The following is a 22,315-nucleotide window of genomic DNA, read 5'->3' as shown; positions in this document are numbered from 1 at the left end:
GCCGCGTTGCTGCAATAGATGTTGAACTTCCCTCACGCCAAGTAGCCTTCTGGCATCACGGCTACTTTAATTGGCCGTTGCAATCGTAAAAACTCTCCGGAAAATGCGCTGGGTGTTCACTCAAATACCACGGACTGAGGGGTCTCTACAAGAGAATGATAACCCTTGGTGTTCACCATCACTTCCCGAAATTCATATGGAACGTCCCGAAGCTCGCCCCGAGCCTCACGGTTGGCGATTTCATCAATCGCTTTGTCTGGAACATCGAATGAGACACCGGCCAGCGCGTTAACGTCAAACCGCCACCACTTGATTGCCATCAGTTTTGCAACCGTTTCTTCATCAAACCTGTAGCGAATGATTTTTGCCGGTGTTCCCCCGACGATTGCATAGGGTGGCACGTCTTTGGTCACAAATGAACCGCCAGCAATCACAGCGCCGGAACCGATTTTCACGCCACGCCGGACGACCGAGTTACCGCCAACCCAGACATCATGCCCGATAACAATATCCCCTGTGGCGAAATTTGCATTTTCGGCCGTTGCCACTATCCTTCTGTTCTTTATTCGCTGTTTTTCGCCGGGATACCACGCAAACTGCCCCGCTGAATATTGCGCAGGGGAGGTCGAGAGCCAGTTTGTCGGGTGTTCGCCCTCACCAAGGACAACATCCGGCCCGATACTGCAATATCGGCCAATCGAGCTGACGTGCCGCGCGGTCCCGGTGCGCAGATAGGTATAGCGACCGACGGACAGGTCGCCATAGTAGAACATCGGGGCGTTATTAAGCTGCGCCGGGGCCTCGAACCGCACTTTGATGTGCTTCCCCCGCGTATCTATTCCATTTGTCACACGCAAACCAAACAGCTTCAGCTCAGATAGTTTCTGGAGTTCCACGGCTTTTCTTTCATGACTTCGGTCTTGGTCACGACAGGATCTACACCCGGCGCAGCTAAGGGGCGGGGCGATTATTCATTTGGCCAGATGAGCATTGTCTTGCCATCAACGACAGATTGAACCAGCTCCGCCAGCGCGGGGTCGGTCGGCAAGCCCAGCCGGGACAGATGGCTCTCTGCGCCCACCGGCAAACAGCCTTGCTGCATTTTCCGGTTTTTCCAGACGGATTCGCACAGGCCGATCTTGCTATCAAAAATATCGGCAACCTCCTGCTGGGTTTCCGCGCCAAAGAACATATCCTCACGCTTCTTCAGCCGGTTTTCCCAAAGGGGATCCGTTGCAATCGATTTCAGGAAATCATTCAGCGACATCGCGCGGAAATCCCAAAGATAGCAATAATTCGGCAGGCTCGTGGCGCGGATATAGGCTTCGAGCTTTTTATTCTGCGTATCAATCGGAATAACGACCGGCTTGCGGGAATAAAGATATTCGGACACGACGCCCGACACATCTGCAATCAAAACATCAGACCAATTAAAATCGGCAACCTTGCCTTTTCCCTTTGCGACCGCCTTCAGCCCTTCGGCCAGGGGCTTGTATGATTTATCGTTCAGCCCGGTTCCCGGATGCGGACGAAAACGCAGTTCAACACCATCTTTCACACAGTCCATAAATTCAGAGGCCAGCGCCGCCAAAGAGCTGAAATTACCCGCGGCGTCATAGCCTTCCCAGGTTGGCGCATAGATGATTTTCTTGATCTCTCCGGGTTGGCGTATCGCCTCCAGCCCCTCAATAGGCGAGCCGCCGATCACAAGCACCCGATCAGCCGCAAATTGCAGGCCGGACGCAAGAATCCGGTTGGTTGCGGTGGCATCCGCCGCAACAACATAGTCATACATCTGGCTGAGACGCGTCACCGTTGACGGCTTGTCCGAATCTCCGTGCAAGCCAAGGACATGGACCATCTGCGGGTTTTCCTTGAGGTATTTTACATTCCCCAGCTTGTTCGTTGGATAGACAGCTGTGTGCAGGTTCTTGCAGTTTGACAAAAAGAGATGCGGCTCAAAGCCGTCTTCGTAATGGAAAACAGGCACCCCTTCTGGCGCAAAATTCGGGATTTTCTTACCCTTCAAGCCCTTGCAGACCACCGCGCTTTTTCGTTTCGATCTGGCCATATATGGACGGTAGATATCGAGCTGGGAATACGCCAGATCCCCCCCCCCAAATATAGGCAACTTCAGGGTTGTATAAAAACAGGTTGAGCAGGCTGGTCGCCGCGCTTTTCCTTGCCGGTATTTCGCGCAGGGCAATTTCCGAGCGCCCGCTTTGCAAGGCATTTCCAAGGCTGATTTTATAAAACGCAAGCAGCGCTTCGATTTTTTCTTTATCGTCACAAACCAGCATTGTTCATTCCTCATGCTAAATCTTTGGCACTGTCCTACCAGTGCAGCTATATTTTGTCGACTATCCGTCATCAAGGCATTGGGCGCCGCTCATCCTATCGCAAAAGACATTGGATCATCTATCGGTTGTATAATGCCGCGCCCCGCTTTTTATACAAGCATCCCGCCCTGAACATCCCGCACCTGATGTCCGATCACGGCAGAAAAGCCGTTTTGCACACCCATTGGTAAAACCGGGCAGATGTCTCTTTGCCTGCGGGGAACAAGCAAGTCGGAAACCTGAACGAAAGCGTCCGCTTCCGGCCTATCAGCCCCCGAAAGTCATGAAAATTGTACAGGTTAACATGCCCTTTACTGCTCGGGTGTAGGTATGAACCCGGGTGTAATAAATGGGTGATGTGATGGACCGGCAATCAAATGCCAGACCAGTCATCATTAAGCGGAAGAAAATAATCAAAGGCGGCGGACACCACGGTGGTGCGTGGAAAGTCGCCTATGCTGACTTTGTGACGGCCATGATGGCCTTCTTCATGCTTATGTGGCTGCTAAATGCAACAACTGAAAAACAACGAAAAGGGCTTGCGGATTATTTTAGTCCCACAATTCCGATCACTCGAATTTCGGGTGGTGGATCTGATGCGTTTGGCGGTGACGATATCACGACGTCAGGCCAGAAACCGGAAAGTGGAACCAGCACGCCCGAACCAATCGCGGCCTCAGAGGGCGGTGAGGATGCCGCACCGACAGATGCCAAAATGGAAGCAGAGCTGATCGAAAAAGCTCTGCTCGCCCGCGGCGGTGAGAGCATGACGATGGAGCGGGCGATGCGTCATGTCGTCACCAAGGTAACGGATGAGGGCATGGTGATCGAGATCTTTGATCTTGACGATGTTCCCTTGTTTGAGGGTCTTACCGCAACCCCCATGCCAGTTCTGGATGACATTGCAACGCTGCTGGCAGAGGTCTTGTCGCTTGCCGCCAACAAGCTTGCGGTCAATGGCCACGTCAGATCCTTTCCGATCACACTGGTCGAAAACCCTGCATGGGCTTTGTCGGCGGCGCGCGCGCAAGCAATGCGCAGCCATCTTCAACAGTTCGGACTTGATTCGGAAAGGGTCGCACGAATTGGCGGTTTTGCGGATAAAAAACCCGCCACCGCGAACCCTATGGCCATACGAAACAACCGGATAGAAATAATATTATTACGTAGTAACAGATAGTTGCAGTCACACCGCCGTATTGACTGAATATGGCTTCGGGAATTAGGCGGATGTTAAGGCGCAGGATGCAATTTGAAAGCTGACCAAGGGTCTAAGCAGCAGAAAGGCGCTAAAACATGACGATTTCCTCTTCGCTCAATGCCGGGGTGGCAGGCCTTAACGCCAACGCCACCCGGCTCGCGACAATTTCCGACAATATCGCCAACTCTGGCACATATGGTTACAAGCGCGCCGACGCCAATTTCGAAAGCATGGTTATCACGCAGTCGAGCGGTTCCGGCACCTATTCTGCAGGCGGCGTTCGTGCAACAAGCAGCCGGATCATTGATGAGCGCGGCGCATTGGTCGGTACATCCAATGCGCTTGATATCGCGGTGTCAGAGCGGGGGCTGCTTCCGGTTGCCACTGCGGTCAGCTTGAATAATGGCTCCGAAGCGGTTGAGTTGCTGATGACGACGACGGGGTCTTTCCGGCCGGATGCCGATGGTACATTGCGCACCGAGTCTGGGCTTGTATTGCTGGGCTGGCCCGCAAATGCGGATGGCTCCATCCCGCCGATGCCACGCGATACTGTTGCGGGACTTGAGCCGGTAACGATCAATGCCAACCAACAGGCCGGGGATCCAACAACCGCCATGAAGCTGGGCGTGAATTTACCCGCCACAAGTGCTATTTCCGGCGCGGCGGGTGCCACTGAACCTCTTGCGGTCGAATATTTTGGAAACCTTGGAACGTCCGAAACATTGGACATCACCTTCACGCCAACTGGCCTGGCAGATAACGAATGGACAATGATTATCAATGACTCTGCGCAGGCGGGGGCAACTATTGGTCACTATACACTGACATTCGATGATACCCGCGGCGCAGGTGGCACATTGTCATCCGTTACGACCGTGTCTGGCGGGGCATATACGTCAGCTGACGGCACACTTGCCCTGACCGTTGGATCTGGCACCGCGGCCGGGCCGTTGACGATGACAATCGGTCGTGTGGGGGACCCCAATGGCCTGACACAGCTTTCCGACAGCTTTGCGCCAACATCCATCACCAAAGACGGTTCCTCGGTAGGTAATCTGACCGACGTGGAGATTGATGAAAACGGCTTTATCAACGCAACCTATGACACGGGCTTTACCCGGCGCTTGTATCAAATTCCATTGGTCGATGTGCCGAACCTGAATGGCTTGGACACGCTCAACAACCAAACATTCCAAATATCTCCTGACTCAGGGTCATTCTTCTTGTGGGATGCTGGCGATGGGCCGACTGGCGCGGTTGTTGGCTATGCGCGTGAAGGATCGACAACCGACGTTGCTGCCGAACTAACAGCGCTGATCCAGACACAACGCGCCTATTCCTCCAACGCCAAAGTCATTCAGACGGTGGATGAAATGTTGCAGGAAACCACAAACATCAAACGTTAAGGAGCCTAAGGGATGAGTATTTCAGGATCCATGGCGAACGCCATCTCGGGGCTTACAGCAGCCTCGCGATCGGCAGGGGTGATTTCATCCAATATCGCAAACGCGCTGACCGATGGCTATGGTCGGCGCGAGCTACAGGTCTCTGCCAATCAAATTGGCAATTCGGGCCAAGGTGTAACCGTAACCGGCGTAAGTCGTGACGTTGACCAAATGCTGATTGCCGAGCGCCGCACTGCCGAGGCCAGTTCTGCGGATCTGGACGCGCGCGCCAGCTTCTTGTCCCGGCTTGAATCAGCGCTTGGCACGCCCGAGGCTGGTTCCTCACTATCTGGTCGCGTGGCCGCATTGGACGCCGCCTTCATTGCTGCTGCATCGCAACCCAGCAGCGAAGTACGGCAACAAGAAGTAGTGACCGCGGCAAACGCCCTGGCCAACACTTTCCAGTCAATCTCAAGCGAAATCCAAACAAGCCGTCTGAACGCCGACTCGCAAATTGCTGCAGACGTCGAAACGGTCAACAGCGCCTTGGCAACTATTGCAGAATTGAACCGCAGCATCACATCGCTTTCCAGCAGTGGCCGCGACAGTTCTGCACTGCTTGACCAACGGCAGCAGCTTATTGACCAAGTCTCGACGATCATTCCGGTACGGGAACTGCCGCGTGATAATGGGCAGGTCGCCTTGATGACCTCCGGGGGTGCATTCCTGCTTGATGGAAAGGCAGCGACGCTGGAATTTTCATCGGTTGGCACCATCACGCCGGATATGACGCAAGCCGCAGGCGGGCTTTCAGGTCTGACCATCAATGGCAGATCTGTCGATACCGGATCGAACGGGCCGCTCTCAGGTGGCTCCATGGCGGCAGAATTTGCAATCCGGGACGAGTTGGCAACCAGTGCGCAGAGCGAACTGGATGCAATGGCACGTGATCTGATCTCACGCTTCCAAGAGCCGAGCGCCGATCCGCTTGTCGCACCCGATCCAGGCCTGTTCACAGATAGGGGCAGTGCGTTTACCAACGATGCTGCGCTGTTGGAAGCGCAAGAGATTGGGATAAGTAGCCGCATCAGTCTAAATGCGGCAGTGGACCCCGCTGAGGGGGGGGAACTTTGGCGACTTCGTGATGGGCTTGATGCCGTCACACCCGGTCCCGTCGGCGAATCCGCGCTTTTCACATCAATGCAGACCGCATTGAATGAAACACGAGAAATCGAGTCGGGGCAATTCGCAGGCAGCAGTCGCAGTCTGTCCGGGTTTTCTGGCCAGCTTCTTTCTGCCGTCGCGACCGAACGGCTGTCTGTTGAGCTAGAAGCTGGATTTGCTGCAGCCAGAACCAACACACTGAAAGGCCTGGAACTTGAAGGCGGCGTAGATACCGACAGCGAGCTGCAAGATCTTTTGTTGGTAGAGCAAGCATATGCGGCAAACGCAAAGGTTATTCAGACAGCGGATGAAATGATTCAAATCTTGTTAGGAATGTAGCATGACACTAGTAAGTTTCGGCGACATGGCACAAACCTCAATGTTGCGCCGCATGACGACCAGCGCCAAAAAAGACGCGCTTACCGCAGCGCAGGAGTTGACAACCGGAATCACTTCGGACATCGGCCACAAACTGCGTGGCGATCTCTCAAATATCACCGGCATCGAAGCCTCCCTATCACGGTTAACTGGATATAAGGCGGTAACCGACAATGCGACACTTACGGCCGATACGATGCAAAGCGTTTTTGCACATGTTGACCAACTGACAGATGGTATTAGCGCCCCCCTGTTGAACGCGACCACTTTGGAAAACACAAACACGCTGGATGCGCTCGCACATGATGCGGCGCAAAAGCTGGACTCTATGATCGCAGCCCTGAACACCAAAGTAGGCGATAGCACCCTGTTTGCGGGCGTCGCAAGTGACGGGCCCGCGCTGGCATCATCCGATATTATACTGTCGGCACTCGAGGCAGCCATAGCCAGTGACGGCGCCGTCACTGCAGACGAGATCGAGGCAAGCGTAACTGCATGGTTTGAATCCCCGACAGGTTTTGCCGACATCGGCTATCTTGGCGGTGACGGCACCTCCTCCTTCGCGATTTCGGCAGAAGACAAAATAGACCTGTCAATCACCGCGATGGAGCCTGCCCTGCGGGATACGATCAAATCACTCGCACTTGTGGCGCTTGTTGATCGCGGCACCGTAACTTCGGATACGGCGATCAAAACTGAACTGGCAGGCAAAGCAGGGGCCTCTCTTTTACAAAACCAGGCCGACCGAGCTGTTCTTGCTGGGCGTCTGGGTTTGGCGCAGGCCCGAATTGACCAGGCCCAAACGCGCAACACCGCAGAGACCTCTGCTTTGAACATTGCACGTTCCGATTTAATTTCGATTGATCCCTATGAGGCCGCGACGCGCTTGGAGAATTCCCAGGCACAATTGGAAACACTCTATTCCATTACCGCGCGCCTTTCGCGTCTTAGCTTGGTGGATTATCTGAGATGATCAAAATTTTGCTCTTTTTGCTTCTGATGCCCAGCATCGTTCTGGCTGCACCTATCCGCATTAAGGATCTTGTGGAATTCGATGGTGTTCGCGGAAACGATTTGGTTGGCTATGGGCTTGTGGTTGGCCTTAACGGGACCGGTGACGGTATGCGAAATGCACCCTTCACTGAGGAAATTATGACCAACTTGCTGGAACGTCTTGGCGTGAACGTCGATGGAGAGCAGTTTCAACCTAAAAACGTGGCTGCTGTTTTTGTAACTGCGGCTCTTCCGCCATTTGCGCGAATGGGGGGTCGTATTGATGTAACTGTCTCCGCAATCGGCGACGCCAAAAGCCTGCAAGGGGGAACACTGGTTATGACACCTCTGAATGGGGCGGATGGCCAAGTCTATGCTGTCGCACAAGGCACAATTATTGCCGGCGGTGTTTCGGCCGAAGGGGACGCCGCCCGAGTTGTGCAAGGCGTTCCCACTGCAGGCGTCATTCCGTCAGGTGCCAGAGTCGAACAAGAAGTAGATTTCGACTTTGCGGGCCTCAAAGTTATTCGTCTCGCATTGCGCACGCCGGATTTCACGACTGCCGCACGCATTGAAACGGCGATCAATAACAACTTTGGGCGAAGCGTAGCCGCAATGCTTGATTCCGGAACAGTAACGCTTGATCTGCGTGCAACCAAAATGGCATCCCCCGCCCATACAATCGGCAGGGTTGAAAACATCCGTGTAGAACCAGAGACCCGGGCAAGAGTGGTTGTGGATCAACGTTCAGGCACAATTGTCATGGGTGCCGACGTACGCATCAGCCGAGTGGCCGTTGCGCAGGGAAGCTTAACGTTGCGCGTTGAGGAAACGCCAATCGTGGTTCAGCCAAATCCCTTCGCCGATGGTGAAACTATTGTCGTTCCACGCACGAATGCCGAAATCACACAAGCCGCAGGTACTGGAATGGCCGAGGTAGAAGGCTCCACCAATTTGTCCGAAGTTGTCGCGGGCCTCAATGCTCTCGGAGTGGCCCCCCATGACATGATTGATATTCTTAAAAGTATCAATGCAGCCGGTGCGCTGCATGCCGAATTTCTAGTGCATTAAATACAGTCACCCACCGCGCTTCCGGCAGTGGGTGACCGCTTTTCTCGGCGCCGTCTGCGGAGAGTCCAAAGGGAAGCCCATCCTTGATCCCATGTCGCTTATTTACGCGCAGCCTGGATAAGCAGATTGTCATCGGCAAACAGCAAAAGATCTCCACCCGAAGAAAGGTCGAAGCGCGTTACCTCATCCAACGCCCTTCCGAAACGGACCTCAGTTTCCATCCCGGGAGGCGGGCACGCCATGCGGGTCATCGCGGCTGGGCCAAATGTCAGATTGTTGCCCGACATACTATACCCGCCACTATAACGATTACAGCCGGAGGAGCCGGAAACCCTGTCTTCCTCCAGATTCATCGTCACAACGACCGTTCCCGGCACATCAACGCCATCAACCTTTGTCACTTCCCAGCTTCCCGTAATATCAGCGGTTTGAGGTGTTTTGACGCATCCAGCCATGATCAAACCGACCCCCATCACTGCCAAGAAGATAGTAGAAAAATGTTTCATTCCCAACCCTTTATAGAATCAATATCAAAACGAGGCATCATTGCAGCTTTTGCATAAGATCAAGACTGGGGTAGCCATCGGGAACGATGCCCTCGGATTTTTGAAATGCCTTGATCGCCGCAATCGTATTCGGGCCGATCTTGCCATCCACGCCGAGCGTATCAAACCCCGCCAAGGTCAACTGCTTTTGCAGCAATAACCGCTCATCCAAGGTAAGGGCCCGTAAATCGCGCGGCCAGTCAGCCTGAATGCGTGCGCCGCCCCTTAACAAATCGGCCAGATGCCCCACAGCGATGACATAGGCATCAGCGGTATTGTAACGCTCGATCACCCCGAAATTCGAGAATATCAAAAACGCAGCGCCCCGTGCACCACCCGGCAACAGAACAGAGGCCGCGCCATGGTCTGGCAAATCACCTCCATTCACAAGGCGCACTCCCAACTCCTGCCATTCCGCAACCGGCTTTTTCACTCGCTCACTTGTCTGGTCATAGTCAAACCCCTGCGGAAGCGCGATTTCCACACCCCAAGGCGCATCCTTTGTCCAGCCATATCCCGCCAGATAGGCCGCCGCCGAGGCAACTGCATCAGTCGGGTCATCGCCCCAGATGTCCCGCTGGCCGTCGCCGTCAAAATCCACTGCATAGGACAAAAAGGACGTCGGCATGAACTGCGTATGGCCCATCGCCCCCGCCCAGCTGCCTTGCATCTGTGCGGGCGAGGTATCACCGGCCTGCAAGATTTCCAGTGCGGCCAAAAGCTCGCTTTCAAAAAACGCCGCGCGCCGACCGTCATAGGCCAAAGTCGCCAGCGATTGCAGCGTAGAAGAGGTACCGCGATAGGTGCCATAGGCGCTCTCCAGCCCCCAAATGGCTGCAACGACCTCTTTTTCTACGCCATAGCGCGCCTCAATCCGGTCCAGAACCGCAGCGTGTTTTTCCAAGGCCTCACGCCCGTTTTGTACACGCAGATCCGAGGTAGCGGTGTCCAGATAATCCCAAATAGTTTTGGTAAATTCAGCTTGGTTGCGGTCCCTGCGGATGACGTCGGCGTCATATTCAAGCCCCGTCAGCGCGGCATCCATCACGGCATCGGAAATTCCCGCCTTGGCGGCACGCACCCGAAACGAGGCCAACCAGCTTTGCAACCCTTGGGTATCTGCCACAGGTTCGCCCTGTGAGACCGCCAGCACCTCTGGTGCGATTGTGGTGCCATTTGCCACGCCAAATCCCAAACCTGATGCCAAAATAAATTGAAATATACGCATCCTGCCGCCCCGTTTTTTTCGCACTGTAGCCACCGTCACAAGATTGGCAACGGCCCTGCGGGCTATGGGCGGTTATTTGCGCCGCTGCCGCGAAACCTTGCGCTTGATCGCGCGGGATTTCGCCGCTGCTTTGCCGGGCTTGCGCGGGCTGCCGCGACCGCGCGGGGCATGGCCTTTGGGAAGGGCGCGGTCGTCGATCTCCAACAACTCCAATATCAACCCGCCGGTCACCGGCACCGCCTCGGACAGCCGCACTTTGACACGCTGGCCAATGCCGATCGTCAGGCCGGTATCAGCCCCCATCAAGGTCTGGGTATCGGCATCAAAGTGAAAGAACTCACGCCCCACAGACCGGATCGGGATCAACCCGTCGGCACCGCTATCATCCAGCTTCACGAACAGCCCGAAACGCTGCACCCCCGAGACGCGGCCATCAAAAATCGCCCCGACCCGGTCGTACAAATAGGCCGCAAGGTAGCGATCATTGGTATCGCGTTCAGCGACCATAGAGCGGCGTTCCGTGTCAGAGATATGTTTGGCGGTTTCGGCCAGCTCCTCTACATCTTGTGGTGTTAGCCCGTCATCCCCCCAGCCATGCGCCGAAATCAGGGCGCGGTGCACGATCAGATCCGAATAGCGCCGGATCGGAGAGGTGAAATGCGCATAATTGCGCAGCGCCAGCCCAAAGTGCCCGAAGTTTTGCGGGTTGTAATAGGCTTGGGTCATGGAGCGCAGGGTGCTGACGTTGATCAGCTCGTCAAACTCGGTGCCTTCGGCCGCGGCAAGCAGTTGGTTCAGATGCGAGGTCTTGAGAACCTGCCCTTTGGACAGCACAAAACCCGAGGCCTCGGCCACTTCGCGCAGGGCTTGCAGCTTTTCGGGGCTCGGCTCTTCATGCACACGGAACAAAAGCGGCGATTTCAGGCGGTTCAATTCCTCGGCGGCGGCGACATTCGCGAGGATCATGAATTCCTCAATCACCTTATGCGCATCAAACCGTTCATAGAAATCGACCGATAAAACCTTGCCCTCATCCGACAGCACAATCTTGCGTTCCGGCAGATCGAGGTTCAACGGCTGACGTTCATTGCGGGCCTGATTGGTGGCCTTATAGGCGGCATAAAGCGGGCGCAAAACCTCATCGAGCAGGGGCGCCGTTGCCTCATCCGCATCGCCATCAATCGCGCTTTGCACCTGTGCATAGCTGAGCGAGGCGACAGAGCGCATCATGCCGCGCGTAAACCGGTGGCTGATCTTGCGGCCATGCGCATCCAGCACCATACGCACGGCCATACAGGCGCGGTCCACATTTTCATGCAAAGAACACAGATCGCCCGACAGCGTATCGGGCAGCATCGGCACCACACGGTCGGGGAAATAGCTGGAGTTGCCACGGTTTTTCGCCTCGCGGTCCAGCTGTGATCCGGGGCGGACGTAATGTGCCACATCGGCAATCGCGACCCAGACGATATGCCCGCCGATATTCGCAGGGTCAGGGTCGGGCATCGCCAGAACCGCATCATCACGGTCGCGGGCATCCAGCGGGTCGATGGTCACCAGCGCCAGATCGCGCAGATCCTCACGATTGCCCATGGGCGCGGGGGTGGCGGCATCGGCCTCGGCCACGACCTTATCGGGGAATTGGTCGGGTATGCCGTGTTGATGGATCGCGATCAGGGAAATCGCGCGCGGACCGGACGGGTCGCCCAGACGGGCGGTGATGCGCGCTTGGGGCAGGCCCATGCGGCGGGGGCCTGCTTGTTCGGCCTCGACCAGCTCACCATCGCGGGCGTCCATCGTGCCATCGCGCAGCACGCGCCATTCCTTGTCGTTCTTTTTGTCAACGGGGACAACACGCCCGCCCTCGCTCTCAGACCGGAAAATCCCCAAGAGTTTGAGCGGGTTATGCCCCAGTTTGCGGATCAGTCGCGCCTCGTAGGTATGATCCCTGCCGCCCACAGGTTCCAGCCGTGCCAGAACACGGTCGCCCTGCCCCAAGGCCGGATCAGAGGGTTTGGTGATAATCAGGATGCGGGGGGCCGTGCCCTCACCCGTCCATTCCATCGCATCGCCAAAGAGGTCGCCATCACCGTCGGGGGCCAACACCTTGAGGATGGACACCGGCGGCAGGGCGGCAGGATCACGGTAGCTGCGCTGCGCCTTGACCAGCTTGCCCTCCGCTTCCAGCTCTTTGAGCATACGTTTCAGCTCAATCCGCAGATCCCCGCCTTTGATACCAAAGGCCCGCGCGATATCGCGTTTCGAGGTCAGCGTGGGGTTGTCAGCCAACCATTGAACGATCTGTGATTTTGAGGGCAATTTTTCCATGCCCCAGCCCTATCACGCGCCGCATATGCGCAGCAAGCACGCCTTACAGCGCCAGCATCATATCGCGGTGTGGGATGCCCGCGTCATCATATTCCGGGCCAAAGGCGGCAAAGCCCAGCTTTTCATAAAAGACAATCGCATGGCACTGCGCCCCAAGCTTGACCTTTTCCACCCCCGGCATGGCGCGAAACTGGTCCACCGCGGCCATAATCAAAGCCGCGCCAAGCCCCGTCCCGCGATATTCGCGCAGCACACAAACCCGCCCGATCTTGCCCGTATCACCCAGAACCATCAACCTTGCCGATCCCGCAGGCACCCCCGAAACCGAAGCAAGCAAATGCAATGCCGCATCATCAAGGTTGTCCATCTCTTCGGTCTCGGACACGCCTTGTTCCTCAATAAACACTGTCCGGCGCAGGGCGTGACAGGCGGCGAGGTCTTGTGTCAGCCCGATCCGGACCGTCATGCGAAATAATCGGTCAGGATGCGGGAATAGATGGATTTCAGCTGATGGATCTGGGCCACTTCCACACGTTCATCAACCTGATGCATGGTTTTGCCAACCAGCCCGAATTCCACGACCGGACAGTGATCCTTGACGAAACGCGCATCCGACGTCCCGCCCGAGGTAGAGGCAACCGGCGTCACGCCCGTTTCTGCCTGCACCGCCTTTGCGATCATATCCGACAAGGCACCGGGCGGGGTGACAAAGCTTTCGCCTGAAATCGTGACCTTCATGTCAAAGGCAACGCCGGTTTTTTCCTGCTCCTCGGCCGCCAATGCCCGCAGCCAATCGGAAATACTGGCGCCCGTATGGGCATCGTTAAAGCGGATGTTCACCGTGGCGCGGCATTGTGCGGGGATCACATTCGTCGCCGGATTGCCGGTATCAATCGTGGTGATCACCAATGTGGACGGGTCAAAATGATCGGTGCCCTTGTCCATCTCATGCCGCGCAAGCCTGTCCATCAAGGCAACCATCGCATTCAGCGGGTTATTGGCACGGTGCGGATAGGCGGCATGCCCCTGCACCCCTTTTGCTGTGAAATAGGCCGTGAGCGAGCCGCGCCGCCCGACCTTCATCATCTCACCCATCACATTCGGGCTGGTCGGCTCTCCCACCAAACACACGCTCATCGCCTCATTATTGGTGGCCATCCAGTCCAAAAGGGCCACGGTGCCATCGGTGCCGCCGCCCTCTTCATCACCGGTGATCGTCAGAATAACGGCGCCATCGGGCGGGGTGGTTTGAACAAAATCAATCGATGCGGCGACAAAGGCGGCAACCCCCGATTTCATATCGGTCGCCCCGCGGCCATACATCCAGCCGTCCACAACCTCGGCGCCAAAGGGGTCATGCGTCCAGGCGGCAACATCCCCCACGGGCACAACGTCGGTATGACCGTTAAATCCAAACGTCCGGTTCGCACCAACCCTGCCCCAGCGCGCAAACAGGTTACAGATACCGGCACGGTCCACCCGCGTGCAGGCAAACCCCGCCTTGGTCAGAAGCTCCTCCAGCAAAACCAGCGCGCCACCCTCGGCGGGTGTCACGGAATTGCAGCGGATCAGATCGGCGGTCAAAGCTGCGGGATCAACGGGGGTACGACTGGCGGGCATATATAAACATCCTCAGGGCTGGCCGCAGGACACGCGGCATTGCCCAATCGATAACGCTTGCGCCCCGTCCGTGCAACCTATGCCCCCCCGTATGGGATCAGTCGAAAAACGGCGTCATAGAGGCCACGACAACCGAGTTTTCAGCCAGCGCGCGGTCCATCAAGGCACGCTCCTCCGCGCCGATTTCGTCACCCGCCTCCAGCCGTTCCTCCAGCGTGCCGTATCCCGACACATCCAGCGGGGCCATATCGGCCTGTTTCAGGATCGCCACGGTCTCGCGTACGGCCTCGGCCTCATCGACACCGCTGGCATAGATCATCAGCGCCGCCCCCGTGGCCTTGGCTGGCAGGCCGTCACCGGGGTTGCGCCCGACCTCGATCACAAGGGTAAAGACCTGCTGACGCGAGGGCTTCTTGGGTTTTGCGGCTTTGGGTGTTTCATCAGACATGAGCGCAGCTTTCGGTTTTGATCGTCACGCAGGTGACGGCAAGCGCGATGATTGTCAAGCAAAGCGGTCGTCTTGGGCTTGACAGCCCGTCATTAAATCCATAATTCATGATATATGGATAAGACATATGCCCTCGACGCCTTTGCCGCCCTCAGCCAAACCACCCGGCTGGATGTATTCCGCTTGCTGATCAAGGCGGGCGAACAAGGCATGTCGGCGGGTGAGATTGGCGATGTCCTGAACGTGCGCCAGAATACGATGTCGGCGAACCTGTCGATCCTCGCGCGGTCCGGCTTGGTTCGGAATGAACGTGAGGGCCGCAGCATCCGCTATTTCGCACATATGGACGGGGTGCGCGGCTTGCTGGCCTTCTTGATGGAAGATTGCTGCGGGGGCCGCCCCGAGCTTTGCCAGCCCGTCATAAATGAGATCGCCTGTGCCTGTCCGCCGCCCCTAACCGATCAAGATCACTAACCACCGAAAGGCCATCATGACCGATACATCGACGCCCGCCGCTGCGGGATTAGGCACCTTTGAACGTTGGCTTTCCGTTTGGGTGGCCCTTGCCATCGGCGCGGGGCTTTTACTGGGCAACCTCTTTCCCGGCCCCTTTGCGGCACTTGCCGCGCTAGAGGTCGCATCGGTCAACCTGCCCGTAGCCGTGCTGATCTGGGCCATGGTTTACCCGATGATGGTCGGCGTGAATTTCGGCGCATTGGCCCGTGTGGGGGACAAGCCCAAGGGGCTGGTCGTGACGCTGGTGGTCAACTGGCTGATCAAACCCTTTACCATGGCCGCGCTGGGGGTTCTGTTTTTCGAGTATGTTTTCGCCGGGTTGATCCCGCCGGATGATGCGCAGGCCTATCTTGCGGGGGTTATCCTGTTGGGTGCGGCCCCCTGCACGGCGATGGTCTTTGTCTGGTCCAACCTGACGCGCGGTGATGCGACCTATACGCTGGTACAGGTCAGCGTGAATGATGTTGTGATGGTCTTTGCCTTTGCGCCCATCGTCGCCTTTTTGCTGGGCGTTACCGATATCGTGGTGCCGTGGGATACCTTGCTGTTGTCGGTCGGGCTTTATGTGCTGTTGCCGTTGCTGGCCGGATATCTGACCCGCAACAAGCTGGTGGCCAATGGCGGTGAGGCCGAGGTCGACGCCTTCAAATCCCGCGTCCAGCCGTTTTCCATCATCGGGCTATTGCTGACCGTAGTGCTGCTCTTCGGCTTTCAGGGAGAGGTGATCCTTGACCGCCCGCTGGTGATCGTGCTTATCGCGGTTCCGCTGTTGATCCAGTCTTACGGCATCTTTTTCGTGGCTTACGGTGCTGCACGCGCTTGGGGTATCCCGTTCAACGTGGCCGCACCTTGCGCCCTGATCGGCACCTCTAATTTCTTTGAGCTGGCCGTCGCTGTTGCCATCAGCCTGTTCGGGTTGGGGTCCGGGGCCGCGCTTGCAACCGTGGTTGGCGTGCTGGTTGAGGTGCCGGTGATGCTGTCGCTTGTCGCCTTTGCCAACCGCACCAAACACTGGTTTCCAACCGAAGGAACATCATCATGACCGTCGTAATCCATCATAACCCCGCCTGCGGTACCTCGCGCAATGTGCTGGCGATCATCGAGGCCGCAGGAGAGACGCCCGTGGTCATCGACTACCTTGAGGTCGGCTGGACCCGCCCGCAGCTTCTGGCGCTCTTTGCCGCCGCCGGTCTGACACCGCGCACCGCCCTGCGCACCACAAAATCCCCCGCCGAGGAGTTGGGCCTGCTGGACCCTTCGGTCAGCGATGACACCTTGTTGGAGGCCATGCTGGAACATCCGGTACTGGTGAACCGCCCTATCGTGTGTTCGCCCAAGGGGGTGCGTTTGTGTCGGCCGAGCGAGGCGGTTCTGGACCTGCTTGACCGCCTGCCGCCCGGCCCGATGACCAAGGAGGACGGCACTCCATTGATTGATGCAAAGGGAAATCGCCTTGACTGACACGCCGAATATTGACGAAATCCATTTCCGCACCATCGACACCGAGGCCCTGCTGACCCCTGAACGGGCGGCACATGCGCCGCGTATCCTTTTGCTCTATGGCTCCTTGCGGGAACGCTCGTTCAGCCGGTTGATGACCGAAGAGGCCGCCCGCGTGCTGACACGGCTGGGGGCCGAAACCCGCACATTCTGCCCCTCGGGGTTACCACTGCCAGATGATGCCGAGCCCGATCACCCCAAGGTGCAAGAGCTGCGCGATCTGGTGACATGGTCCGAGGGGATGGTCTGGTGTTCGCCAGAACGCCACGGCGCGATGACCGGCATCATGAAGGCCCAGATCGACTGGATTCCGCTTTCGATCGGGGCGGTGCGGCCCGCGCAAGGCAAAACGCTGGCGGTTATGCAGGTCAGCGGTGGCTCCCAAAGCTTTAACGCGGTGAACCAGTTGCGGATCCTCGGGCGCTGGATGCGCCTGTTGACGATCCCGAACCAGGCCTCAACCCCCAAGGCCTTTCTGGAATTTGATGAGGCCGGACGGATGAAGCCCTCTCCCTTCTATGACCGGATGGTCGATGTGATGGAGGAGTTGATGAAGTTCACCCTACTGACGCGGGACAATAAATCCTATTTGGTCCAACGCTATAGCGAGCGCAAGGAAAGCGCCGAAGAGCTGTCAAAACGGGTGAACCAAAAGGCGATCTAGGCGCAAAGGCCCCCGGATCGGGGGCCTGCTGTCTTAGCCAAGCTCAGCGATAATCGCGCGCAGGCCTTGATGCCAATCGGGGCGCGCAATGCCAAAACTGTCCATGGTCTTGCTGTTATCCAGACGGGAATTCAGCGGACGCTGTGCCGGTGTTGGGTAATCGCTGGTCGGGATTTCCTTGACGTCACAGGTCAGCCCCGCCTCGGCAAAGATCGCACGGGCGAAACCGGCCCAGCTGATGTCCGGCCCGCCCGAGAAATGGTAGCTGCCCGATTTCGACGGCACCTCAACAAGCTGTGCGGCGATGCTCAGACAGGCATCGGCAATATCGGCCGCACAGGTCGGCCCGCCAATCTGATCGGCAACGATGCCAAGCTGGTCACGTTCGGCACCCAGACGCAGCATGGTCTTCACGAAATTCTGCCCATGCGCTGATACCACCCAAGAGGTGCGCAAGATCGCATGCGTCCCGCCCGCGGCGCGTACCAATTCCTCCCCGGCCAGTTTGGTGCGCCCGTAAGCGCCCAAAGGGGCGGTGGGGTGATCGGTGGCAAAGGGCGCGGTGCCAGTGCCGTCAAAAACATAATCGGTTGAGATGTGGACCAAAGGCAAACCCCGCGCCGCCGCCGCCTTGGCAATCGCGCCGGGGGTGGTGGCATTGATCAAAAGGGCGCGCGGCTCTTCTTCCTCAGCGCGGTCAACGGCCGTATAGGCGGCGGCATTGATCACCGCATCGGCATCTGTTGCCGCCACGATTGCGGCGCATACCTCGGGGTTCTCGAAATTCGCCTGATCCGATCCGTAAACCTCAAGCGTGACCGGCCCGCAACGACGTTGCAACTCTTGCGCGACCTGACCGTTTTTCCCGAATACCAATATCTTCATTGCGAAACCTTCACGCCAAGCCGCGCGCCAACACCGTCGCGTTGTTGCAAGGCACGCCACCAATCCTCATTGTCGAGATACCATTGCACCGTCAGCGCAAGCCCTTCCTCAACCGTCACGCTGGGCCGCCAGCCCAGTTCATTGCGGATACGGCTTGGATCAATCGCATAGCGCGCATCATGGCCGGGGCGGTCGGTAACAAAACTGATCTGCTCGGCATAGGGTGCCTTGCCGGGGCGTTTCTCATCCAGAATGGCACAGATGGTCTGCACCAGCTCAAGGTTCGAACGCTCGTTCTCGCCACCAATGTTATAGCTGCGCCCGACCTCGCCCTTGGTCAGAACCGTCAGCAAGGCATCGGCGTGATCCTCAACAAAAAGCCAGTCGCGCACGTTTGAGCCATCACCGTAAATCGGCAACGCTTTCCCCGCCAAAGCGTTCAGGATGATCACCGGAATCAGTTTTTCCGGGAAATGATACGGTCCGTAATTGTTCGAGCAATTCGTCAGAACCACCGGCAAGCCGTAGGTTTCGGCCCAGGCGCGCACCAGATGGTCAGAACTGGCCTTGGAGGCCGAATAGGGGCTGCGCGGGTCATAGGGGGTGGCTTCGGTGAACTTTACCGACGGGTCCGCCGGAAGAGAGCCGAACACCTCATCGGTGGAAATATGATGGAAACGGAAATCTTCAGGCCGACCTTGACGGTCCCACAAGGCACGGGCCGATTGCAGCAGGTTGTAGGTCCCCATGATATTGGTTTCCATGAAAACACCCGGCCCGTCGATGGAACGGTCAACATGGCTTTCGGCCGCCAGATGCATGATCGCATCGGGGGCGGTTTCGGCGATACAGGCCTCAACCGCGGCGGCATCACGGATATCGACCTGCATAAAGCGGTAAAGCGGGCTGTCCGCGACCGAAGCCAGATTGTCGAGACAGGCGGCATAGGTCAGCGCATCAAGGTTGATCACCTCATGATCCTGGCCGATGGCCTGACGCACAACAGCCGATCCGATAAATCCGGCCCCGCCGGTTACGAGCAGTTTCATGGTTGCGATCCTTCAAATACAAACGGGCTGTCGAAATCGGCAAAAAGCTGTGCCTTGGCATCCTTTTCCGACAGGATCGCCGCATCGGCGGCCACGCCCCAATCAATCCCGATGGTCGGATCATCAAAACGCACCGCCCCGTCACATTCGGGCGCATAGTAATCCGAACATTTATAGACAATCTCGGTATCGGGTTCGCGCGTCACAAAGCCGTGCAAGAAACCCGCAGGGATCAACAGCTGACGCCCGTTCTCAAAGCTCAGCTCCACCCCGACCCAGCGGCCATAGGTCGGGCTGCCCTTGCGCGCATCTACAGCGACATCAAACAAGGCGCCGCGCCCGCAACGCACCAATTTGGCCTGCGCATGGGGCGGCGATTGGAAGTGCAGCCCGCGAACGGTACCGACATCGCGCGACAGCGAATGATTGTCCTGCACAAAGTCGATATCGATCCCGGCAGCCTTTGCCCGCGCGCTGTTCCAGCTTTCGCTAAAGAAACCCCGATGATCGCCAAAACGCGGTGGTGTGATGATAACCACGCCAGCCAATTCAGTTTTTTGAATATCCACTGCGCATCTCGCTTTCAGATTGCCAAAATCAATTGCACAGACGCGTAGCAGGGACGAACAGAAATGTCATCCGCCCTTTTCTCGTCAATTGGCCCCCTCCTTGCGCAGAAGCTGATTGCACCGCCCCTTGATAAATCCAGGATTGCTTGTGCCAAAACCTGCGGGAGGCGTTGCCACAGAAAAAGCCCGCTGAAAAAGATAGCGCATTCCGTATAGTGAGGAAAACAAACACTAAACCCTGTCGCGTAGATCGATTCATGTATTGTATTTATTTAATACAATTGGGGTCTCAGGGGCCCTTGAAGTGGCTAAAAGTCCGATACTACCTTCCTTGCCACGATGGCGAAGGCTGTTGTACCTCTGGTAATAGAGGTAGTCGCGGAAATTTGGGCCATTTGCTAGGGCATGTTGACGTTCACTTCAATTGGATCACGGTGGCCGCGATTGAGATGAATGCGTTGAAGCTGGCGTCAGTTTTGCAGCTGCGCATTGCGATTCCCCTGTATTCCTTGAGCTTTCCAAAGAAACTCTCGATCAAGTAGCGTCATTTGTAAGTATCGCGGTCGAAGTCAGCCGGGAACAGTCGGTTGGATTTTGGCGGAATGACCGCCTCGATTCCGGCTTCGGTCGGCGCACCACATAGCCAGTTTGCGTCGAATGCCCGGTCACACATGTTGCACATCGGCACGATGTGACGCGCCAGCAAAGGCGCAGTCTTTCTGCCAATCTATTTCCATGTTGCAAACGCAGTGAAACGGTAATCCCCCCATTTTTAACGGGGTGCATTCGTAGAATTTACGCGGCCATTTTCAGTTTCTGGGCGGGTGTGATGCCGCCGATACCCATATTCGGGCGGTCGTTGTTGTAAGTCCAGAGCCATTGCGTGGCGAAGTCTTGTGCCTCCTCGATGCTTTCAATGATGTATTGGTCGAGCCACTCATGCCTGCCGGTGCGGTTGTAGCGCTCGATGTAGGCGTTCTGCTGCGGCTGGCCGGGTTGGATGTGCTGGATGGTAACTCCATGTTTTGTTGCCTATTTCATCAGCTTTTCGCTGATGTATTCCGGCCCGTTGTCCGTTGCCCGGCAGGGTTATGCGTAGCATGATCCCGTGTATGGACGCCCCCGGGTTTGCAAGCGGCTTTTTTGACGTTGGCAACAGCACTGCGGTCGAGTTCCTTCGTGTATCCGGCCTCTGGTTGCGACCTTCAACGTCGCGGGCCCTCATGGTGAGTTCGAGGAACAGGTCCAAAACGAGAGGCCGTAGTACAAGCTACTCGGGACATTACTGGTTTTCCTATTCCTGATCTCGTCGACGCTTTGCCATGACCTCCGTTCAGAACCGCCGCACCCCAGCCTGCCTTCGCGCTCAGGCGTTGGCAGGTTTCTTGTAGACGCCGCCATGAGCCATGATCGCCCATGCCATCCGCGCCATCTTGTTCGCCAATGCGACCGCTACCAGCATTTTGGGTTTGCGCATAAGCATGCGAGCCAACCACGACCCCTCCGGCGCGCCGCCGCGCTTTTGCGTTGCTTGAATCGCCGACATGGCACCGATGATCAGCAAGCGTCTCAAATCGCGTTGCCCCATCTTCGATATCTTGCCCAGCCTTGTTTTGCCGCCCGTAGAATGCTGGCGTGGTGCTAGCCCGATCCAAGCCGCAAAGTCGCGTCCCTTGCTGAACACCTCTGGTGGTGCAGCCAGCACGGCAATTGATACAGCCGTCACCGGACCGATCCCCGGCATGGTCATCAACCTGCGCGCCACATCGTTCTGACGTGCGATTTGGCGGAGCCGCCTGGTCAGTTCATCAATGCGTTCGCTCAGCCCATCAATCATATCGAAGAACATTTGGCAGAGGCTCGTCACATCGGCTGGCAAGCGCTCGGCATTCTCAGCCACATCCCTCTCCAACCGAGGAAGATGTTGAGGGCCCTTCGGAGCAACAATCCCATGTTCTGCCAGATGCCCTCGCAGCGCATTGATTGTTTGGGTGCGCTGCCCGGTCAGCAGATCGCGGGTCTTGAGTACCATCGACTGTCCTTGTTGTGCGGTGGTCTTGGTCGCCACAAAACGCATGGTTGGCCGGGACGCTGCTTCAGCGATGGCCGCAGCGTCGTTCGCATCGTTCTTTTGCCGCTTCACGTAGGGTTTGACGTATTGCGGGGCGATCAGCTTGACATCGTGACCAAGTCCGGAAAGCTCCCGGCTCCAGTGATGCGCACCTGCACAGGCCTCCAGGGCGATGATACAGGGCTCAACCCGACCGAAAAACTCCAACACTCGGCCTCGCGGTAAAGCCTTACTAAAAACCTTCGATCCGTCCTCGGCCGCTCCATGTGCGTGAAATGAATTCTTGGCAATATCCAGCCCAACAATGCTAACCTTTTCCATGGGCGCTTCCTCCTCGTAGCAAGTTTCGACACCGCTACCT

Annotated in this window: 22 protein-coding genes and 1 pseudogene; 9 read left to right on the top strand and 14 right to left on the bottom strand. The window is 57.0% G+C overall.

The window, feature by feature from the left end; all coding sequences use genetic code 11:
- Positions 1-116: 116 nt before the first annotated feature.
- Together AKU94_RS00195 and AKU94_RS00190 are read right to left on the bottom strand one after the other, a co-directional pair.
- A complete protein-coding gene (locus tag AKU94_RS00195) occupies positions 117-896 on the bottom strand; it encodes a CatB-related O-acetyltransferase (RefSeq protein ID WP_050525358.1) in 780 nt (259 codons plus the stop codon).
- 71 nt (positions 897-967) lie between these two features.
- Positions 968-2,371, bottom strand: a complete 1,404-nt coding sequence (locus AKU94_RS00190) for a CDP-glycerol glycerophosphotransferase family protein (RefSeq protein ID WP_083444863.1) — start codon at positions 2,369-2,371, stop codon at positions 968-970.
- Positions 2,372-2,700: 329 nt separating this feature from the next.
- Between AKU94_RS00190 and AKU94_RS00175 the strand changes: the two genes are divergently transcribed.
- The 5 genes from AKU94_RS00175 to AKU94_RS00155 all read left to right on the top strand — a co-directional run bounded on the left by AKU94_RS00175 (position 2,701) and on the right by AKU94_RS00155 (position 8,531).
- On the top strand, positions 2,701-3,519 hold the full coding sequence (locus AKU94_RS00175; protein ID WP_050525354.1) for a flagellar motor protein MotB: 819 nt from the start codon (positions 2,701-2,703) through the stop codon (positions 3,517-3,519).
- A 116-nt stretch (positions 3,520-3,635) separates the two neighbouring features.
- Entirely contained in the window at positions 3,636-4,946 is a 1,311-nt protein-coding gene (locus tag AKU94_RS00170; RefSeq protein WP_050525353.1) for a flagellar hook protein FlgE, read from the top strand.
- Between the two features lie 12 nt (positions 4,947-4,958).
- Entirely contained in the window at positions 4,959-6,428 is a 1,470-nt protein-coding gene (gene flgK, locus AKU94_RS00165) for a flagellar hook-associated protein FlgK (protein ID WP_050525352.1), read from the top strand.
- Between the two features lies 1 nt (position 6,429).
- Positions 6,430-7,440, top strand: coding sequence for a flagellin (locus AKU94_RS00160; protein ID WP_050525351.1), 1,011 nt, complete (start codon positions 6,430-6,432; stop codon positions 7,438-7,440).
- Entirely contained in the window at positions 7,437-8,531 is a 1,095-nt protein-coding gene (locus AKU94_RS00155; RefSeq protein WP_050525350.1) for a flagellar basal body P-ring protein FlgI, read from the top strand. Before AKU94_RS00160 ends, AKU94_RS00155 begins: the two co-directional genes overlap by 4 nt.
- Positions 8,532-8,629: 98 nt before the next feature.
- On the opposite strand, the gene AKU94_RS00150 is transcribed toward AKU94_RS00155, so the two are convergent.
- The 6 genes from AKU94_RS00150 to AKU94_RS00125 all read right to left on the bottom strand — a co-directional run bounded on the left by AKU94_RS00150 (position 8,630) and on the right by AKU94_RS00125 (position 14,700).
- Positions 8,630-9,037 (bottom strand): META domain-containing protein, encoded by a 408-nt coding sequence (locus AKU94_RS00150; protein ID WP_050525349.1) that lies wholly within the window; start codon positions 9,035-9,037, stop codon positions 8,630-8,632.
- Between the two features lie 37 nt (positions 9,038-9,074).
- Positions 9,075-10,304 (bottom strand): lytic murein transglycosylase, encoded by a 1,230-nt coding sequence (locus tag AKU94_RS00145; protein WP_083444862.1) that lies wholly within the window; start codon positions 10,302-10,304, stop codon positions 9,075-9,077.
- 72 nt (positions 10,305-10,376) lie between these two features.
- Positions 10,377-12,632 carry a ribonuclease R gene (rnr, locus tag AKU94_RS00140; RefSeq protein ID WP_050525348.1) on the bottom strand — a complete coding sequence of 752 codons (2,256 nt, stop codon included), beginning with the start codon at positions 12,630-12,632 and terminating at the stop codon, positions 10,377-10,379.
- Positions 12,633-12,675: 43 nt separating this feature from the next.
- Positions 12,676-13,098 carry a GNAT family N-acetyltransferase gene (locus AKU94_RS00135; RefSeq protein ID WP_050525347.1) on the bottom strand — a complete coding sequence of 141 codons (423 nt, stop codon included), beginning with the start codon at positions 13,096-13,098 and terminating at the stop codon, positions 12,676-12,678.
- Positions 13,095-14,252: a succinyl-diaminopimelate desuccinylase gene (gene dapE / locus AKU94_RS00130; RefSeq protein WP_050525346.1), complete on the bottom strand. Its 1,158-nt coding sequence runs from the start codon at positions 14,250-14,252 to the stop codon at positions 13,095-13,097. The genes AKU94_RS00135 and dapE overlap by 4 nt, the downstream gene beginning before the upstream one ends.
- Before the next feature lie 97 nt (positions 14,253-14,349).
- Positions 14,350-14,700, bottom strand: coding sequence for a hypothetical protein (locus tag AKU94_RS00125; protein ID WP_050525345.1), 351 nt, complete (start codon positions 14,698-14,700; stop codon positions 14,350-14,352).
- Positions 14,701-14,814: 114 nt separating this feature from the next.
- On the opposite strand from AKU94_RS00125, the gene AKU94_RS00120 reads away from it, so the two are divergent.
- The 4 genes from AKU94_RS00120 to arsH are packed head-to-tail and all read left to right on the top strand — an operon-like array spanning position 14,815 to position 17,380.
- Positions 14,815-15,174: an ArsR/SmtB family transcription factor gene (locus AKU94_RS00120; protein WP_050525344.1), complete on the top strand. Its 360-nt coding sequence runs from the start codon at positions 14,815-14,817 to the stop codon at positions 15,172-15,174.
- A gap of 16 nt (positions 15,175-15,190) precedes the next feature.
- Positions 15,191-16,258 carry an ACR3 family arsenite efflux transporter gene (gene arsB, locus AKU94_RS00115; RefSeq protein WP_050525343.1) on the top strand — a complete coding sequence of 356 codons (1,068 nt, stop codon included), beginning with the start codon at positions 15,191-15,193 and terminating at the stop codon, positions 16,256-16,258.
- The gene (arsC, locus tag AKU94_RS00110) at positions 16,255-16,677 is read left to right on the top strand and encodes an arsenate reductase (glutaredoxin) (RefSeq protein ID WP_050525342.1); all 423 of its coding nucleotides are present in this window, start codon (positions 16,255-16,257) and stop codon (positions 16,675-16,677) included. The genes arsB and arsC overlap by 4 nt, the downstream gene beginning before the upstream one ends.
- Positions 16,670-17,380 carry an arsenical resistance protein ArsH gene (gene arsH / locus AKU94_RS00105; protein ID WP_050525341.1) on the top strand — a complete coding sequence of 237 codons (711 nt, stop codon included), beginning with the start codon at positions 16,670-16,672 and terminating at the stop codon, positions 17,378-17,380. The genes arsC and arsH overlap by 8 nt, the downstream gene beginning before the upstream one ends.
- A gap of 33 nt (positions 17,381-17,413) precedes the next feature.
- Here the strand turns inward: arsH and rfbD are convergent, their stop codons facing one another.
- From rfbD to AKU94_RS00080, 6 genes and pseudogenes are all read right to left on the bottom strand, one after another.
- Positions 17,414-18,265 (bottom strand): dTDP-4-dehydrorhamnose reductase, encoded by an 852-nt coding sequence (gene rfbD, locus AKU94_RS00100; RefSeq protein WP_050525340.1) that lies wholly within the window; start codon positions 18,263-18,265, stop codon positions 17,414-17,416.
- Positions 18,262-19,314: a dTDP-glucose 4,6-dehydratase gene (rfbB, locus tag AKU94_RS00095; protein WP_050525339.1), complete on the bottom strand. Its 1,053-nt coding sequence runs from the start codon at positions 19,312-19,314 to the stop codon at positions 18,262-18,264. The genes rfbD and rfbB overlap by 4 nt, the downstream gene beginning before the upstream one ends.
- Positions 19,311-19,883: a dTDP-4-dehydrorhamnose 3,5-epimerase gene (gene rfbC, locus AKU94_RS00090; RefSeq protein WP_050525338.1), complete on the bottom strand. Its 573-nt coding sequence runs from the start codon at positions 19,881-19,883 to the stop codon at positions 19,311-19,313. Before rfbC ends, rfbB begins: the two co-directional genes overlap by 4 nt.
- Before the next feature lie 415 nt (positions 19,884-20,298).
- Positions 20,299-20,421, bottom strand: a complete 123-nt coding sequence (locus AKU94_RS20750; RefSeq protein ID WP_408633646.1) for a hypothetical protein — start codon at positions 20,419-20,421, stop codon at positions 20,299-20,301.
- 257 nt (positions 20,422-20,678) lie between these two features.
- Positions 20,679-20,957 (bottom strand): annotated as a pseudogene (locus AKU94_RS18815) (transposase); the annotation flags it as partial.
- A gap of 292 nt (positions 20,958-21,249) precedes the next feature.
- The gene (locus tag AKU94_RS00080; RefSeq protein WP_050525391.1) at positions 21,250-22,275 is read right to left on the bottom strand and encodes an IS110 family RNA-guided transposase; all 1,026 of its coding nucleotides are present in this window, start codon (positions 22,273-22,275) and stop codon (positions 21,250-21,252) included.
- Positions 22,276-22,315: the final 40 nt, after the last annotated feature.

Origin of the sequence: Pseudorhodobacter aquimaris, from assembly GCF_001202025.1 — a bacterium.
GTDB classification, from domain to species: Bacteria; Pseudomonadota; Alphaproteobacteria; order Rhodobacterales; family Rhodobacteraceae; genus Pseudorhodobacter; species Pseudorhodobacter aquimaris.
The sequence above is the reverse complement of the archived record's forward strand: the minus strand, read 5'-3'. Positions and strand labels throughout refer to the sequence as shown.

Excerpts from the sequence above, each read along its gene's own strand:
- AKU94_RS00190 (WP_083444863.1), bottom strand. The coding sequence starts at position 2,371 with ATGACGGATAGTCGACAAAATATAGCTGCACTGGTAGGACAGTGCCAA.
- AKU94_RS00175 (WP_050525354.1), top strand. The coding sequence starts at position 2,701 with ATGGACCGGCAATCAAATGCCAGACCAGTCATCATTAAGCGGAAGAAA.
- AKU94_RS00170 (WP_050525353.1), top strand. The coding sequence starts at position 3,636 with ATGACGATTTCCTCTTCGCTCAATGCCGGGGTGGCAGGCCTTAACGCC.
- flgK (WP_050525352.1), top strand. The coding sequence starts at position 4,959 with ATGAGTATTTCAGGATCCATGGCGAACGCCATCTCGGGGCTTACAGCA.
- AKU94_RS00160 (WP_050525351.1), top strand. The coding sequence starts at position 6,430 with ATGACACTAGTAAGTTTCGGCGACATGGCACAAACCTCAATGTTGCGC.
- AKU94_RS00155 (WP_050525350.1), top strand. The coding sequence starts at position 7,437 with ATGATCAAAATTTTGCTCTTTTTGCTTCTGATGCCCAGCATCGTTCTG.
- AKU94_RS00150 (WP_050525349.1), bottom strand. The coding sequence starts at position 9,037 with ATGAAACATTTTTCTACTATCTTCTTGGCAGTGATGGGGGTCGGTTTG.
- AKU94_RS00145 (WP_083444862.1), bottom strand. The coding sequence starts at position 10,304 with ATGCGTATATTTCAATTTATTTTGGCATCAGGTTTGGGATTTGGCGTG.
- rnr (WP_050525348.1), bottom strand. The coding sequence starts at position 12,632 with ATGGAAAAATTGCCCTCAAAATCACAGATCGTTCAATGGTTGGCTGAC.
- AKU94_RS00135 (WP_050525347.1), bottom strand. The coding sequence starts at position 13,098 with ATGACGGTCCGGATCGGGCTGACACAAGACCTCGCCGCCTGTCACGCC.
- dapE (WP_050525346.1), bottom strand. The coding sequence starts at position 14,252 with ATGCCCGCCAGTCGTACCCCCGTTGATCCCGCAGCTTTGACCGCCGAT.
- AKU94_RS00125 (WP_050525345.1), bottom strand. The coding sequence starts at position 14,700 with ATGTCTGATGAAACACCCAAAGCCGCAAAACCCAAGAAGCCCTCGCGT.
- AKU94_RS00120 (WP_050525344.1), top strand. The coding sequence starts at position 14,815 with ATGGATAAGACATATGCCCTCGACGCCTTTGCCGCCCTCAGCCAAACC.
- arsB (WP_050525343.1), top strand. The coding sequence starts at position 15,191 with ATGACCGATACATCGACGCCCGCCGCTGCGGGATTAGGCACCTTTGAA.
- arsC (WP_050525342.1), top strand. The coding sequence starts at position 16,255 with ATGACCGTCGTAATCCATCATAACCCCGCCTGCGGTACCTCGCGCAAT.
- rfbD (WP_050525340.1), bottom strand. The coding sequence starts at position 18,265 with ATGAAGATATTGGTATTCGGGAAAAACGGTCAGGTCGCGCAAGAGTTG.
- rfbB (WP_050525339.1), bottom strand. The coding sequence starts at position 19,314 with ATGAAACTGCTCGTAACCGGCGGGGCCGGATTTATCGGATCGGCTGTT.
- AKU94_RS00080 (WP_050525391.1), bottom strand. The coding sequence starts at position 22,275 with ATGGAAAAGGTTAGCATTGTTGGGCTGGATATTGCCAAGAATTCATTT.